This is a genomic window from Streptomyces sp. JLBT605, assembly GCF_058215555.1.
This window is the reverse complement of sequence record NZ_CM177087.1, coordinates 3036069-3051707: the sequence shown is the minus strand read 5'-3', so window position 1 is coordinate 3051707 and position 15639 is coordinate 3036069. Positions and strand designations below refer to the sequence as shown.

Below are 15639 nucleotides of genomic sequence, written 5' to 3'. Positions count from 1 at the left end.
GTTCATTCCTGGCGCGCTCGCTCGTCGGAGCTTCTTGTTCCGCCAGGAGTGCACTGAGATCCTAGCCGCCCCCACAGACAGAGAAGACCAAAGTCAAGCTTTGGCGACGTCACGGGCGCGCCACCCGTCAGATGTGAACATTATTTCGATATGAGATCCAGGTCATGCAGCTCGGGTAGCCGGGAAGGGCGGCTGCAGGCATACGCCACGGGGACTGCATGCAAATCGGCCATAGGAGCCCACGTTGTTGGCGCGGCGGTCTAGGGTTGACTCGGCCGTCACCACATGTGTGGGTGAAGTCGCGCAGGGCGGTATCCGGAGGAGGGGGGGGAACGGTTGCAGTTCGCTCAGGGGGAGGGCCTCTCGCGGCGGAGCGTGCGGGAGGGGGCGGCGTGATCGGCTCCCCGGGCATAGCGTTCCGGGCCGTCCTCACCGCGGCCCCGCTCGCATACGTGCGCCGTTTGGTGGGCGAGCATGTCTGCGAGCTGCTGGATCTGCTTCAGGGTAGCAAGGCAGAAAGCGAGACTCTTCGCGCGGTGGCTGCCTCGGCGGTCTCCGTCGAGCGGCTCGTGGCCGATCCCGAGGAACGCGCACTGCTGCTTCAGCTGCTACCGGCGAGCAAACAGGAGGAACTCGCTGGCCGGCTCGGGCACGCGGACAACACGCTGGCATCGACGTTTCTAGCGCACCTGCCCTGGTCTCCGGAGCACCGCCGGATCTTGCTCGGATTCCTCGGCCTGGTGGTCGACCGCGCGCCCGAGGTCCCCGTCTCTGCGCTCCGGCGTGTGGAGCCGGCCTACGGGCTGTTCCCATACCAGCGGACCGCGGCGAGCAAGGTGCGCCGTCTGCTGTACTCCGGGGAGCGACGGACCGTGCTTCACCTGCCTACCGGAGGCGGCAAGACCCGGACTGCCATGAACCTGGTCTGCGACCACCTGCGGCACCACGAGCCCACGGTGGTGGTGTGGCTGGCCCGAGGTCGTGAGCTCCTGGAGCAGGCAGCGTTGGAGTTCGAGCGGGCCTGGGCGGTCCTCGGCGATCGGGATGTCACAGTCGCGCGGATGTGGGGCGACGCGCCCACAGAGCTCGACGGCATCACCGACGGCATCGTCGTCCTCGGACTGGACAAGGCCGGCTCGGTGGCCAAAGCCGACCAGACCTTTCTAGATCGTCTGGCCCTGCGGACGACCCTGACCGTTTTCGACGAGACGCATCAAGCGATCGCCCCCACGTACCGCAAAGTCCTCGATGCGCTGACGCTTCGGAGTGACGCCAGTTTTCTGGGGCTCACTGCCACGCCTGGTCGCACATGGGCCGACATCTCTGAGGATGAGAGGCTCGCGGATCTCTTCGCGCGCCAGAAGATCATGCTGGAGATCGACGGGTACGAGAATCCGGTCACCGCTCTCATCGAGCAGGGCTACTTGGCGCGGCCGACCTTCCGCACCGTCGCGGCCGAGTCCGGCTTGAAGCTCAGCGCTCAGGACCGGAGGGGCCTCGCGGCGTCGTTCGACATCCCGGACGCGCTTATTGATCGGCTTACCGAGAGCGTGCAGTGGAACCTACAGGTCGTCCGCACGGTCCTCGACCTCACTGTGAAGCATCGGCGTGTCCTGCTGTTCGCTGCCTCTGTGGAGCACAGCCGGCTGATCACAGCCATCTTGTCCATGCTCGGGATCGACGCCGACCAAGTGACGGCCGAGTCGTCTACCCGTCACCGGGATCGGGTGATCAATCGATTCAAAGGGCCGGGCACCCGGCCAATGGTCCTGTCCAATTTCGGCGTGCTGACGACCGGCTTCGACGCGCCGGCTGCAAGCGCCGCGGTCATTGCTCGGCCGACCCGTTCCCTTGTGCTCTACAGCCAGATGGTCGGCCGTGTCATCCGCGGGCCAAAGGCAGGCGGCACCGCCACCTGCGAAGTGGTCACCGTCGTCGACCCGGAGCTGCCCGGCTTCGGTGACGTGGCGGAGGCGTTCACGAACTGGGAAGACGTATGGAAGGCCCGATGACATCCAAGTACTCGATCGTCACTTCCGACCTCACGGTCAAGGCTCTGCAGGACAGCGGCTACAAGTCGACCGCACACGCCATCGCTGAGCTGATCGACAACGGCATTGAGGCCGGCGCCGACCTCGTAGAGCTGCTCGTCGTTGAGGGGACGCATCGGCCGTCCGAGCGCGCCCGACACCGTGTGGAAACGATCGCCGTCATCGACAATGGCCACGGGATGGACGGCGAGACGCTTAGGCAGTCCCTGCGTTTCGGCGCCGGGACGCGGCAGCACCGCAAGGGGATAGGGCGCTTTGGCGTCGGCCTTCCCAACTCCAGTATCTCGCAGTGCGATCGAGTGGATGTCTGGTCCTGGACCAACGGGCCCGACAACGCGCTGCGCACCTACTTGGACCTCGCTGAATTGCGTGCGGGCCTCGAAGAGGTGCCCGAGCCCAAGCCCGAACCGATCCCGGAGGAGTGGCACCGCCTGTCGCACGCTCTCGGCCCCACGGGCACCCTGGTGCAGTGGACGCAGCTTGAGCGTGTGCAGTGGCGCGGCGCAGAGGCCACGCTCGCCAATACAGAGAGCCTGATCGGCCGGATCTACCGGCGTCTGATCGCCAAGGGAACCCGCATCCGACTCGTGCCCGTCCGGGGATGGTTTCCACTCGACGGAGAACGCGATGCTCGCCCCAACGATCCTCTCTACCTCACTGCGCCGAGTTCCACGCCGTTTCCGTTCGACACCAAGCCAATGTTCCGCCCCCATGGAGGTGGCAACGTCGGCGAGATCGGGGTCGAGCGGTTCATGGTCAAGGGCTTGGACGGCGCGGAGTACCCCGTCTTTGTGAGGGCATCCATCGCTGTCGACGCCGCCCGGCGGCCCGACATCTCTGGAGAGGAATGGCCTCCGGAGGTGTCTGCGACCCACAACCCTGGTGACACGCCCTGGGGCAAGCACGCAGCCAAGAACTTGGGGATCTCGCTCATTCGGGCCGACCGCGAGCTCGACCTCGACACGGGCTGGACCAATTCTTACGATCCAGTCGAGCGGTGGTGGGGTATCGAGATCGACTTCCCACCCCAGCTCGACGAAGTGTTTGGCGTCACGAACAACAAACAGGCTGCCACGATCTTCTCCAGCCTTTCCAGCTTCAACTGGAAAGAGGAGGCGGCAGGGCTCTCGTTCGAAGAGTTCCGCGACCAACTCCGCGAAGAGGGCGATCGTCGCCTGCCCTTGATCGAGATCGTCTACTACATCCGCGAGAAGCTGCTCGGTAACCTGCGCACCCACCTGACCGATCAGACCCGCGGTACGAGGTCCAACCGGAAGCGGCACGAAGAGGTCGAGGCCAAGGCCGAGCACGCTCTGCAGCGTCGGAGGGAGGAGACCCAGCCCAGTCTCACCGACGTGCTCGCGAAGGAGACGACCGAGGAGGAAAGCCAGCAGCAGCAGTTCGAAAGCCTCGTCAAGATCCACAAATACAGCCCGGCAGACGCCGAGCGCATCATCGCGGAGACGAAGGCCAACAACCGCCACATCCAGCTTCTCACCAGCAGGAATCCCGACTCTCCCGCGTTCTTCAACGTCGAGTTCATCCCGGGCATGCTGCAGGTCGCACTCAATATGGACCATCCGGCCTACAACGACCTTGTCGCCGTGCTCGACCAGGACCTCGACGGTGCCAGCCGAGAAGAGCTCGCTGAACGCCTCGTCGCCGCCGCCGAGGCGTTCAAACTCTTGCTGCTGTCGTGGGCCCGCTATGAAGACGAGCAGCCTGACAAGCCCCGCGCTCGAGCCAAGCAGATGCGGCAGGACTGGGGCCGGATCGCCCGCGAGTTCCTCGCACCTGATGACGAGGATGACGAGTGACAAACGATCACGTCTGGCAGCAGCTCGAGCAGCTTCTGCGGGATGCGAGACAACGCGTTGTCCTCATAGCCCCCTTCATCAAGAAGAACCTGTTTCAGAAGGTGCTCGAGGTCATCCCAGCCAGCGTCACTGACATCAGCTGCGTGACCCGGTGGTCAGTCGCAGAGGTCGCCGCAGGCGTTTCCGATCCCGAGATCATGCAACTCGCTGTCGACGACGGGCGTGCCCGTGTACGGCTTTGCCATAACCTGCACGCCAAGCTGTACGTCGCCGACACCCGCTGCCTTGTCGGCTCGGCCAACCTCACTGGCAAGGCGACCGGCCTCGTCCCAGAGGCCAATATCGAGCTGCTCCTGGAGGCGGAGGCGAGCCACCCGGAAGTGCAGCGAGTACTCGACGCCATCGAACGCAGCGCGGTGCCAGCAACGCTCGAGCTAGCCCGGCAGCTGCGCGAGCAGGCCGAGCTCTTCCAGGGCGATGAGGAGGCTCCCAGAATCGTGATCCCCGGGCAGCAGGCTCTGGCTGCCCGCTGGCTGCCCGAAACACGGCGCCCAGAGCGTCTGTACCGGGTGTACTGCGGGCGGCACCGCAACATCGGCACGGACGTACTCGCCGGTGCACTCCGTGATCTCGCCGAACTCGACGTCTCGCCCGGCTTCTCCGAGCAGGAATTCGCGGCCAGCGTTCGCGTCCGCCTCCATCAGCTGCCAGGGCTGAGCAAGCTCAGCGCGGCCGGCCGTCTGAGCATGGATGACGCGAAGGGCGAGCTGGTCGCGAGCGGCGCCTGTACTGAGGAGCAGGCCCAGCGCGCCGTCGAGACCATCGCCGAGTGGCTGCGGTACTTCGACGAGGTCCACTTCGTGCCGACCGGACCGTGGGAGATCAGGCAGGGGAAGCGGATCATCTAACGGCCAGAGACGACAGGGTGCGCGACAGGAGCCACCTGCGCTGTCCCTGCCACGCGGCAGGGACGGCTCCCCCGTCAGAGCGTCCGCGCGCGATATCTTGGGGCAGCTCTGCACAGCGCGGCGGAGGCAGTCACTGCGACGACGGAAAAGGTAGAGGGCATGGCAGCGGTACGCGTGCCGTATCTGCTCGGTCATGCCGAGATCGCCGCCCTCTTCGGCGTTGAAAGGCAAACATCGCAGAAGTGGCGCACCGACGGGACCCTGCCTGAGCCAGATCTGATCGCCTCCGGGAATCCCTACTGGCTGTTGGCTACGGTGCTGCAACTCCGCGGAGTGGGCAACCGGGTGATGACGGCCGAACGCCTCGCGGCTTTCCAGCACAGCATCCCGCAGGGCTATGACGTCAAGTCTCGCGATCAGCTGGCGCCCATCGTCGGTATCAAGGAGGCCGCCCTCGTCCTCGGACGAGACGACCAGACCATCGCACGATGGCGCAACAGAGGGCAGATCGCCCCGGCCGACCTCATCTTGTCGAGATCGCCGCTGTGGCTGCTGGACACCATCCTGGCGGATGCACGTTCGCGGGAGCGCTCCGTCGATGACCAGTACGTGCAGCGACTTCTGTCGGGCGAGCGCCCGGAGCAGCAGCCACGTGGCCGGCGCGTAGGCGACAAGAGGCCACGCGCTGCCCGCAAGCCGCTCCCGCCAGGCAGGACGTTCACCCACGAGGAACGTGCCGAGGCCGTGGCGTTCCTTGAGGCCCTCTTGTCCGAGGACCTCGCGGTAGTCATCCGCGCTACGCGCAGAGGGCAGTGAGCTACCGGTAGGCGCCGAAGCGCCCCGCCCGTTCCCGGCTGTAACACCTCCCATCGTAGGGCCCTCCACGCATTGATGAGATGAATACTTGATTCAGCCAAGCTACATCAATAATGTCTCTCGCATGCAGATCCCCGCAGACGAGTCATGGAATGTCCACCACCGGGAGTCGGTTGGCTGCCGAGCACCAGAGGAACCGGGGGATGGAATGAGGGTCATCTCGTATGGAGGCGGAGTCCAGTCGACCGCCCTCCTCGTGCTCGCCGCACAGGAACGTCTTCCCTACCGGACCTTCCTCTTCGCCAATGTCGGGGACGACAGCGAGCATCCGGCTACCCTCACCTACCTGCGGGAAGTCGCCACCCCGTTCGCGATGCGCCATGGGCTGGAACTCATGCAACTTGCTCGCCGTCGACGCGACGGCTCCTCCGAGACGCTCATGCAGCAGCTCAAGCGCCCCGATAGCCGATCCGTTCCCATCCCTGTGCGGATGGCTAACGGCGCCCCCGGACGCCGCTCCTGCACCGCCGAGTTCAAGATCAAGGTGATCGGACGGTGGCTGCGGGAACAGGGCGCCACCGCCCAGGCTCCGGCCACGGTCGGCATAGGTATCTCCGTAGACGAGATCTATCGAGCCAACCGGCGTCGGGCGGAGCCGTACGAACGCATCGCGTACCCCCTTCTGGATTTGGGGCTGCGCCGAGCCGACTGCGAGAGGCTCATCGCGGACGCCGGACTGCCCATCCCTCCCAAGAGCGCCTGCTTCTTCTGTCCCTTCAAGACCGTGGCAGGGTGGCGTCAGCTGCGGCGTGATGAACCCGATCTCTTCTCGCAGGCCGCCGCCTTGGAAGACACGATCAACCAGCGCCGAGAGGTGCTTGGACGCGATCCGGTGTATCTCACTCGCTACGGACGCCCACTCGCCACCGCCATCCCCATGGCCGCGGAGACGGACCCGGCGGATGAGCCGGACGGCACCTGCGACTCCGGCTGGTGCATGACTTGAGCTACCACAGCAACACGGACTGGGTTGCGCCGTGGGGAACGGTGGTCTTGTAGTGCCGAGGTAGGGCCCGGGCCCGGCCCCCCGCTCAGGGCTCCCGAGCGGGGGGCCGGGCCGAGGTCTCACCCGTATTGCCCAGCAATCGTTCGGGCGGTCCCGGCAAGATCGTGTTTTCCATTGCTGCGCCAGTGGACGCCGCCCTATTCTCATGGGAACGCGTTGACGGAGACGACTAGCCACAGGATCACGCGAGCCGAGAGAGCTGCCGGTAGCTGGGAAGGCAGTCTCGCACCCTGGGTGAAGACCCTCCCGAGCGCGGGGAGGAACGGCTTTAGCCCAATGCCCCGCCGGTTGGCCCCCGTGACCGGGCCTGAATGAGGTCGCCGCTGGTTGGCGGCGGCAAAGGCGTGGTGGCACCGCGAGTACCCTTCTCGCCCACGCTCCCAAGGGATCATGACGACGCCCTTGGAGGGCTGCGATGATCCACCCGACGACCCGTGTACTGGTCGCTGACCTGCGAGAACACATCGGCCAGACCGTTTCGATCTCAGGCTGGGTAACCACGCTCCGCCTGCAGCGCAAGATGCAGTTCGTCCTCGTGCGGGACCACACGGGAATGGCGCAGGTGACGCACAAGCGTGGCGGAGAAGGCGACGAGCTGGAGGAACAGCTTGAGCACCTCACCACCGAGTCCGCCGTACGGATTGTCGGCCGGGTGGTCGAGAACCCGGTGGTCAAGCTTGGCGGCCTGGAGATCGTCCCGGAGTCGGTCGAGGTCCTGAACCGGGCTGAGACCCCGCTGCCGATCGACGAGCAGACAGGGCTGGAGCAGCGCCTGGACTGGCGCTTCCTGGATGTGCGCCGGCGGCCCACTGCCCAGCTGCTGTTCGCGGTGCAGACCACGCTGGAGCAGGGGATGCGCGAGTACGCGTACGCCGAGGGCTGCACCGAGATGCACACCCCGAAGCTGATGGGCACCGCTTCGGAGTCCGGTGCCGAGGTCTTCAAGCTCGGCTACTTCGGTCGCTCCGCCTATCTGGCCCAGTCGCCGCAGTTCTACAAGCAGATGGCGATCGCCGCCGGCATCGACCGGGTCTTCGAGATCGGGCCGGTATTCCGTGCCGAGCCCTCGTTCACCTCGCGGCACGCGACCGAGTTCACCGGTGTCGACGTGGAGCTGGCGTGGATCGCCGACGTCGAGGACGTGATGGTCTTCGAGGAGCGGATGCTCGCGCACGCCATCGCGAAGGTCGCCGAGACGTACGGAGAGGCGATCCAGGAGCACTTCGGGGTGGAGGTGGTGGTGCCGCGGACGCCGTTCCCGCGCGTCACCATGGCCGAGGCGCAGGAGATCCTGCGGGCCAAGGGCTGGGACCCGGTAGGCGTCAAGGAGGACCTCGACCCGGAGGGTGAGCGGGGCATCGCCGCGCACATGAAGGAGCAGACCGGGCACGAGTTCGTGTTCGTGACCCACTACCCGACGAGCATCCGGCCCTTCTACCACATGCGGCCCGCGGACCAGCCGGACGTGACCCTCAGCTTCGACCTGCTGTGGCGGGGGCTGGAGATCACTACCGGCGCCCAGCGCGAGCACCGCTACGACGTGCTGCTCAGGCAGGCCGCGGAGAAGGAGATGAGCACCGAGCCGATGCGGGACTATCTGAACGCGTTCCGGTACGGGTGCCCGCCGCACGGTGGGCTGGGCATGGGGCTCGGGCGGGTGCTGATGGTGATGCTGGGCCTGGAGTCGATCCGCGAGGCCACGTTCCTGTTCCGCGGACCGAACCGGCTCACGCCGTAGGGCCAGGCCGCCCAGCGGCTGACGTGCCTGGGCTGTGCCAACGGGTTCGTCGTTGGCACAGCCCAGGTCTGACGGGATCAGTAGCGGGTGGTGCGGAGGTCCCGCAGCCACGCCTCATCGGGGTGGTCGTCCCAGTAGCGGCGCAGGGCAAGCTCCCGTTCCGCGTAGCGGCCCTGGTGGCAGAGGCCGCCGTGGGAGATGGTGACGCTCATGGCCAGGGGTGATTCGGCTGCGACCCAGTGCGGCGTAAGGGCGTGGCTCCACAGCAGGTCGCCCGGTTCCATGCGTACGGACAGGCGGTCAGCGGGGTCGTGTGGCGGCGGCTCCTCGGCGGTCGTCTCTCCGATGACCGCCGCTTCGGCCGGCAGGACGCGGTCCGGGTCCCGGTAGCTGTGGAAGGTCTTGGTGCCTTCCACCTGCCACACCAGGCCGTGTGAGTTGTCGTTGTGGTACGTGGAGGAGCAGCCGGCGGTTGAGATGAAGAGGATGGGCGCGCACCGCTGCCACGTGAATCCCAGGGACGAGAGGAACGTCCGCCAGGGGATCATGACCTGTTCCTGGAAGCCGTGCAGCAGCCCGACGTAGAAGCGGCTGAGGTTGAAGTGCACGAGACGGAAGGGCCATGTGGCGATCTCGCTGGCGGGAGCATCGCGGAAGGTAGCCGTGCGGTCCATACGGATGACCCAGTCGTCGTCCCCCAGGATCGTGAAGCGGGCTTCGTCGTCCTGCCGGATGGCGTCCAGGACGTCGACGGCCGCGGGGAACTCGAATCCGATCGGGGCGAGGTCGCTGGCGAGCCGGAAGTTCGGCGGTGTTCTCCATCGCTCAGTGAATTCGTCGGGGGCGGTGATGGTAACGGCGGTCGACACTGGGGGCCTCGCAAGGGTCAGGGGTCCGCACGACAGATAGCCGCGCAGTCCGGTGTGGTCCAGTCCTGCGTGCCGCGGGCTAGGAAGCGGCCGATGTCGCCGCGTGGTGCGTGAACGGAGATTCCGGACCGGCTGTACGGGCACCGCCGTAGCTCGCCGCTCGCGGACACGTACAGAGCAGCGGATCGGCACGGGCGCTGCCGCTCCGGATAGAGCTGCATGGCGCGCAGAGCAACGAGGTGCTCCTGGAACCGCGGGCTGAGACGGACGTAGCGGCCGAGGAGGTCGGCATCGGCTCGTTGCTGCTGGACGTAGTCGTTGAGCGATAGCCCTACGCGGTCGCGGGCCTTCTCGTCGAGGGTCACAGGGCTCAGCTGGATGTCGATGTCCGCGTCGCTCAGCAGCTGGTGGATTTCGCGGCACTCGTCCGCCGTGACCTGCCAGTACGTGAGGTGGAGCACCTTGACTGGGGTCTCGATCCCCGACAGGACCGAGACCCCGGATGCCACCGAGCGTGTCGTGCGCCCGAGTCTCATCGCGTTGACGGAGTCAGCCGAGAGAGTGACGTTTGTTAGCAGATGCGAGATCTCGCTGAGACGACCGACCTCGGGCTTCGTGCGGGCCGAGGTCACCACCGACACAGATACGCCGAACTGGTGGGCGAGCCGGACGAGCTGGCGCAGCTTGCGGTGGTGCGTGGGTTCTCCACCGGTCAGGCATATGCCGTCGACGCCGATTTCCTTCAGACGGGAGAGTGCCCGAGTGAAGGTGTCGACGCGGAGGAACCCGTGAGCGCGGTCGGTGCGGAAGCAGAAGCCACACGCGACCGCGCAGTGGCCGGCCGTACTGATGAGCGCCGTGCGGAAGGGAGGGTCCGTCGGTGTGGCGCGCTCGGGCACGGTTTCGGTACTCACTGCACCCCCGTGCTGTCCCAAGCGGCAATCTCGACGGTGCTGGTGTAGAAGGCGCACATCTCCGGATCGGGTGCCTCCGCGCCGACCAGGGCCTGCTCGTTCCGAGACGGGCCACCGCAGATCGCCAGCGCGGGGCAGTCAACGCAGGCGTCGTACGGCGCGACCTGCTTGGCGATCGTGCTCAGGATTTCGGGGTGGTAGCGCAGTTCGTTGAGGGTGTGGAGGAAGCTGGGTTCGGTGAAGTTGATGTCGCAAAGGCTGACCTGGTGGCCCGGGAGCAGGGCCGCGTTGAGGCTGCGGTCGCCCTGCATGTGGTCGAAGAGCATGGGGCGGCGGGTGTCCAGCGCCTGGAAGGCGCGGTCGAGTACGGAGAAGAGCATGCCGCCCTTGCTCAGGGCGACCAGCCGGGCTTCGTGCAGCTCGCGGGCGAGATCCCTTCCCTTCACAACCCAGCGTCCGCGCGAGGGGATGGGGGTATTGGCGTAGATGAACTTCAGCCCCAGCTCGTCGATGATCCACGACACGGTCTCGCCGAGACGCCCGATGTTGGCAGCGGTGGGTGTGAGGTTGCAGCCGACGTAAAGGCCGTCGGCCCCCAGTAGGCGGCGCACATTGGTGCGAATGCGGTCGTCGGCTGGCTGACCACCCAGCAACTTGCGGTTGACGGAGTTGACCGCTGGGGGACCGTCGATGGAGATGCCGATCCCGTACTGGTAGCGCAGGAAGTGGTCCAGCATCTCGTCGGTCAGGCGGGCACCGTTGGTGACGACGGTTCGACGGATGCGCTGTATCCGGTGTCGGGACGCGAGATGGTCGGCGAGCTCGTCGCCGTAGCGCATGAGGTCGAAGCGGATGGTTGGCTCGCCGCCGAACCACTGGATGGAGACTTCCTCCTGGCCGGCATTCTGCTCGAAGAGGTAGGCGAGCCCCTCGGCGAGCTCCTCGTGCGTCATGTCTGGCTTACCGGAGTTGGTCTTGACGAAGCAGTAGTCGCAGGCCATGTTGCACCGGTCAGTGAGCACCACGCGCAGGCCGCTGATCCGGCACGGTGTCGGGTCGAGGTCGAGGTCTCGCAGTCGGCGGTGGAGTGCTTCGCGCCGGTCGACGAGCGGGGTCTCCGGCGTGAAGCCAAGCTCGGTGAGAGCGTCGTGGGTCGCGGTCGGGGGAACCGCGGAGAGGTCGGCGACCTCTCCGCGGTTGAGGTACACGCTGTCCAGCCCGACCGGGTCGAGGAGTACGGACTCCCTCTCCCGGTCGTACTGAACGTACTTCCCCCACAGAAGGCGGGAGGCGGCCATGATGATCAGGCCGCTCCCTCTGCGGCGATACCGAGGTCCGCCATGGACTTGCGGACGACTTCCTCGTAGCGGGCCTGCAGATCGGCCGTGGCGGCGGGGGAGCCGCCGTCCGCCAGGACGATGACGCCGGGCAGGCTCGGGTTCGGGGCGATGACGGCGATCCCCGCGGGCTCGGTGCTGATCGCCATGATCGCTCCCTCGACCGGAACCCAGTCCAGTCCGTCCTTCACGGCCTCCATGATCTGGCGCTGCCGGTCCTGGAAGGAGGCACGCTCTCCCATCCAGACGCCGGCCTTGCTCTTGGAGTCCACGACATCCGCGTAGATGAGGTGATCATTCTTGCTGCGACGTGGTGTCGGCATGTCCTACCTCTCCGTCGGTTCCGGAGCCTTTGTGCTCCGCGGTCAGCAGACTGCCGGGGCGCGCTGGTCAGCGGGCTGTCGTAGCGCCGCACCCGTGTAGCACCACCGCCGACACGGGGACACGGTCGCGCTTGTGCCGGCTCACGCCGGTCTGGAGGCCGGACCGTCGAACTGGTGCTGAACTCCCGTCGCAGCGAAGGCCGTACGTCGCTGGTCAGCGCGTCCTACGCTGTTACCGTCGTTGAGGTCAGTCGAAGGAGCTTCGGTGGGCACGGTGCAGCGCTGGACAGGCGAAGAGGCGCGAGCACTACGGCAGGCGACGCGTCAGAGCGTGCGCCGCTTCGCCGCCTACCTCGGCGTCAGCGATCGGACGGTGTCCAATTGGGAGGCCCGGGGCAAGGAGATCGTCCTGGCACCGGACTCTCAGGCGTTACTGGACACGGCCCTGGAGCGGAGTGACGCGGATGTCCAGCAGCGTTTCTGGGGATCCGTTGGTGCTCCGATACCCGCTCCCGCGGTCGCACCGGACAACCACCTCCCGATACCCGTTCCGGAGCCCGGCTTGGTGCACAGGTCAGACGATTTCGAGGGGCTCGTCGCCGTTCTGCGAGAGGCGTCGGCGGCTGACGGCATCGCCACTGTGGCAGTCTGCGGCCCCGGAGGCTTCGGGAAGACGACGCTGGCGACCCAGGTCTGCCACGATCCCCGGATTCGGGAATCCTTCTCCGAGATCTTGTGGGTGGAAACCGGCGAAGGGTGCACGGCGGCCAGAGTCGTCGAGCTGATCTCCGACCTCTGCGTCCACCTGGACGGCAGTCGCCCAGCGCTGACGGATCCGGAACAGGCCGGCTTCCACTTGGCACGCCTACTCCAAGGGCGCCAAGCTCTCCTGGTGATCGACAATGTCTGGTCCGCCGCCGATCTCGGGCCCTTCCTACTGGGCGGGGAAGACTGCGTGCGGCTCGTCACCACGCGGAACGTCCGCGTGTGCCCCACCGCTGCTCGTGTCGTACGGCTGGGCCCCATGACGTCGAGCGAGATCAGCGAACTGCTCACCCGTAATGTCGGAGCCCTGAGGCATCACGAAGCCGCTCGACTCGCCGACGTGTGCGGTGGCTGGCCGCTGTTGGCGGCGATCGTGGGGGCGAATGTCTCGCAGGATGTGGTTGCTGGCGCGCCGGCCGAGCGCGTCGCCGTGGAGGCGACCAAGGCGATCCGTACGTATGGTCCCCAGGCTTTCGACGTATGGGACTCGGACCAGCGGAAGAACGCGATCGGGCAAGCCCTCGCATCCAGCCTGCGCAGCCTCGACGAGAACGTCTCGATCGGCGGGATTTCGGGCCTCCGTGACAGATACCTCTCCCTTGCGATCTTTCCACCAGCAGCACCCATCCCCGTGTCTGTGCTCGCCCACTGGTGGCACACCGCTCACGGCTGGTCTCCCCACGTCGTACGGCAGTTCTGTCGGGTTCTGTCGGACCGCTCCCTTGTCAGCGCTTACCTTGCCGATCGGGATGCCGTCGTGCTGCACGACGTGTTTCGCTCCTGCCTGCGCCACCTGGTCGGGGATCGCTGGGCTGCGCTCCACCGATCCTTGGTCGAGGCGTACCGACAGACCACGGATGGCGGTTGGGAGACGCTGGGTGACGCCCACACCTACTTGTGGCGGCATCTCCCCTATCACCTGCGTGAAGCTGATCTCGACGCTGAGCTGGTCAGCCTCCTGGCGTCCCCCTCGTACGTCTTGCGTAAGGTCAGCCGAGTCGGTCACCAAGCGCTGACAGCGGACGGCGCCGTGCTGGACACCCTGCCCCGGAGGCATGAGGACACTCATCCACAGCACCAGGTCTGGAAGACCGCGCGCATAATGGCCGGCGCCGGGTATCTCCTGAGCGGTCTGGAGAAGCCGGCGGACGTCGCTTCGACGCTCTCCATCGTGCTACGCCGATCGCCGCTGCCCGCTTCGGCCCAGGCTCTTGATCACGTCACCGGATCCGGGCCCGTGCTTGAGGCGAAGTGGCTGCTGCCGCCTGAAGACGCCGCGTCGGAGTCCGTGGCGTCCGGGCACGTAGGCGCCGTCGTCAGCGTCTCCGCGGTGCGCAACCTCGCGGTCTCGGGCGGGGAAGACGGAGTGGTCCGGCTGTGGGACCTGGACACCGGTCAGCTCCTACGAGCACATCAGGCCCACACCGGCTGGGTATTCGCCACCGTGCTGTCCCCGGACGGACTCACCGTCGCGTCGGCGGGAGACGATGCGGTGATCCGGCTCTGGCGGACTGATACCGGTGACCCTCTCGGTGTGCTGACGGGTCACAGCCGTCGTATCCGTGGCCTGGTCTTCTCCTCCTCTGGCTCCGTCCTCGTCTCGGGAGCCGAGGACGGAGCCGTGTGCGCATGGGACACGGACCGACTCGTGCTGATGCGCAAGATGCATACGGCCGGGACTCCGGTGTGGTCCGTGGCGATCGGTGGAGAGACCGACTCAGCCGTGGCCGCGGTTGGCGAGGACGAGTTCGTCCGCCTCTTCGACCTCAACACTGGCCGCCTCCTGGATGAACGCGCGGCGCACCGGGACTGGGTGCGTACCGTGGCCTTCGCCCCGGACTCCTCTCTGCTGGCCTCCGGCTCCGGAGATCGCTCCGTCCTCGTCTGGAACACGGTCGGCGGGCAGCTTGCAGCCATCCGCCGGATTGCCGACCTCAAGTCACGCGTACGCGCCGTCGCCCTATCCCCGCGCGCCGACGTCGTCATCGCCGCTACCGAAGAACCGAGGATCCAGGCGTTCTCGGCAGAGGGCCCAGCCGGCGAGACCCAACTGCCGCCCGGTGTCGACTGGGTGCGCTCGGCCGCCCGTACGGACGATGGCAAAGTGATCGCAGGCTGCGAGGACGGCGGTGTCCGCGTCTGGAACACAGGGAGGGGCAAGCTCGAAACGCTGGGCCGCGGGTCGAACACGGTGTGGTCCACGCAGTTCGCGGCCGATGGGCGTATCGCCGTAGTCGGTGACGGCGCCGGCAACGTAGGGCTCCTCGACGCGTCGACCTCGGTGCTCCGCCGCAGGCTCTCCGCGGGCTACGGGCGCGTATGGTCTCTGGCGGGCGGCACCGATCATGTGGCGGCGGCGTGCGGTGATGGAACGGTCAGAGTCTGGTCACTGGTCGACACGGCCTGGGACCTCACGCTGAACCAGGACGTCACACGGACGTGGGCGGCCGCCATGGCCCGATCTGTGCCCCGCCTTGCCGCGAGCACCGGCGACGGGCACATCCGATGCTGGGATCTCCCCAGCGGGTCACTGCTGTGGAGCCAGGACGTGCACGCCGGGCGATTGCGGTCGATCGCGTTTGACGACAGCGGAGACCTTCTAGCGGCCTGCGGTGGCGACGGCTCCGTACGCGTGTGGCATGCCCCTACCGGAGAGTTCAGGGGCCGGTTCACCTGTCCCAGCGGGTGGGCTCGTGCGGTCACCGTGGACGGGATGGGCAACCGGGCCGCTGTCGGGGCAGGCACCGGGGACATTTCCGTACGAGACCTCGGGACCGACAGGTTCACCGCGCAGCTCTCCGGCCATACGGGGCGCATCCTCATGGTCGGCTTCACCAGCGATGAAGACCGTCTGGTCTCGGCCGCGGCAGACGGGACCGTACGCCTGTGGTCGCTCGGCGATCAACGGCAGATCGCCGAGGTCAGGGTGGACGCCTCTCTGCACTGCGCGACCTTCGACAGCCGAACCGGTGAAGTGCTGGTCGGCAGCGCGGCAGGCGTAGTGGCGCTGAACATCAAGGACACATGACCGACAC

The 15639-nt window shown here is 66.7% G+C and carries 11 protein-coding genes; 7 read left to right on the top strand and 4 right to left on the bottom strand.

The features are described 5' to 3' along the window. Positions 1 to 392 precede the first annotated feature (392 nt). From AC4BDD_RS13410 to aspS, 6 genes are all read left to right on the top strand, one after another. Positions 393 to 2012 carry a DEAD/DEAH box helicase gene (locus AC4BDD_RS13410; RefSeq protein WP_490691234.1) on the top strand — a complete coding sequence of 540 codons (1620 nt, stop codon included), beginning with the start codon at positions 393 to 395 and terminating at the stop codon, positions 2010 to 2012. Further along, positions 2009 to 3868, top strand: a complete 1860-nt coding sequence (locus AC4BDD_RS13405) for an ATP-binding protein (protein WP_490691233.1) — start codon at positions 2009 to 2011, stop codon at positions 3866 to 3868. Before AC4BDD_RS13410 ends, AC4BDD_RS13405 begins: the two co-directional genes overlap by 4 nt. Then, positions 3865 to 4776, top strand: a complete 912-nt coding sequence (locus AC4BDD_RS13400) for a phospholipase D family protein (RefSeq protein WP_490691232.1) — start codon at positions 3865 to 3867, stop codon at positions 4774 to 4776. The genes AC4BDD_RS13405 and AC4BDD_RS13400 overlap by 4 nt, the downstream gene beginning before the upstream one ends. 159 nt (positions 4777 to 4935) lie before the next feature. Then, on the top strand, positions 4936 to 5592 hold the full coding sequence (locus AC4BDD_RS13395) for a hypothetical protein (protein WP_490691231.1): 657 nt from the start codon (positions 4936 to 4938) through the stop codon (positions 5590 to 5592). A 256-nt stretch (positions 5593 to 5848) separates the two neighbouring features. Beyond that, positions 5849 to 6598 carry a phosphoadenosine phosphosulfate reductase gene (locus AC4BDD_RS13390; protein WP_490691230.1) on the top strand — a complete coding sequence of 250 codons (750 nt, stop codon included), beginning with the start codon at positions 5849 to 5851 and terminating at the stop codon, positions 6596 to 6598. A 475-nt stretch (positions 6599 to 7073) separates the two neighbouring features. Then, positions 7074 to 8396, top strand: a complete 1323-nt coding sequence (aspS, locus tag AC4BDD_RS13385) for an aspartate--tRNA(Asn) ligase (protein WP_490691229.1) — start codon at positions 7074 to 7076, stop codon at positions 8394 to 8396. A 77-nt stretch (positions 8397 to 8473) separates the two neighbouring features. Here the strand turns inward: aspS and AC4BDD_RS13380 are convergent, their stop codons facing one another. Genes AC4BDD_RS13380 through AC4BDD_RS13365 form a run of 4 tightly spaced genes read right to left on the bottom strand, consistent with a single transcriptional unit; the run spans position 8474 to position 11839 of the window. Then, entirely contained in the window at positions 8474 to 9265 is a 792-nt protein-coding gene (locus tag AC4BDD_RS13380) for a hypothetical protein (protein WP_490691228.1), read from the bottom strand. 17 nt (positions 9266 to 9282) lie between these two features. Further along, positions 9283 to 10179 carry a radical SAM protein gene (locus tag AC4BDD_RS13375; RefSeq protein WP_490691227.1) on the bottom strand — a complete coding sequence of 299 codons (897 nt, stop codon included), beginning with the start codon at positions 10177 to 10179 and terminating at the stop codon, positions 9283 to 9285. Next, positions 10176 to 11477, bottom strand: a complete 1302-nt coding sequence (locus AC4BDD_RS13370; protein WP_490691226.1) for a radical SAM protein — start codon at positions 11475 to 11477, stop codon at positions 10176 to 10178. Before AC4BDD_RS13370 ends, AC4BDD_RS13375 begins: the two co-directional genes overlap by 4 nt. A gap of 5 nt (positions 11478 to 11482) precedes the next feature. Beyond that, positions 11483 to 11839 carry a hypothetical protein gene (locus AC4BDD_RS13365; RefSeq protein ID WP_490691225.1) on the bottom strand — a complete coding sequence of 119 codons (357 nt, stop codon included), beginning with the start codon at positions 11837 to 11839 and terminating at the stop codon, positions 11483 to 11485. A gap of 265 nt (positions 11840 to 12104) precedes the next feature. Here AC4BDD_RS13365 and AC4BDD_RS13360 point away from each other — a divergent pair, with 265 nt between their 5' ends. Further along, the gene (locus tag AC4BDD_RS13360; RefSeq protein WP_490691224.1) at positions 12105 to 15632 is read left to right on the top strand and encodes an NB-ARC domain-containing protein; all 3528 of its coding nucleotides are present in this window, start codon (positions 12105 to 12107) and stop codon (positions 15630 to 15632) included. Positions 15633 to 15639: the final 7 nt, after the last annotated feature.

Coding starts and splice junctions, on each gene's coding strand:
- AC4BDD_RS13405 (WP_490691233.1), top strand. CDS start 2,009: ATGACATCCAAGTACTCGATCGTCACTTCCGACCTCACGGTCAAGGCT.
- AC4BDD_RS13395 (WP_490691231.1), top strand. CDS start 4,936: ATGGCAGCGGTACGCGTGCCGTATCTGCTCGGTCATGCCGAGATCGCC.
- aspS (WP_490691229.1), top strand. CDS start 7,074: ATGATCCACCCGACGACCCGTGTACTGGTCGCTGACCTGCGAGAACAC.
- AC4BDD_RS13370 (WP_490691226.1), bottom strand. CDS start 11,477: ATGGCCGCCTCCCGCCTTCTGTGGGGGAAGTACGTTCAGTACGACCGG.
- AC4BDD_RS13365 (WP_490691225.1), bottom strand. CDS start 11,839: ATGCCGACACCACGTCGCAGCAAGAATGATCACCTCATCTACGCGGAT.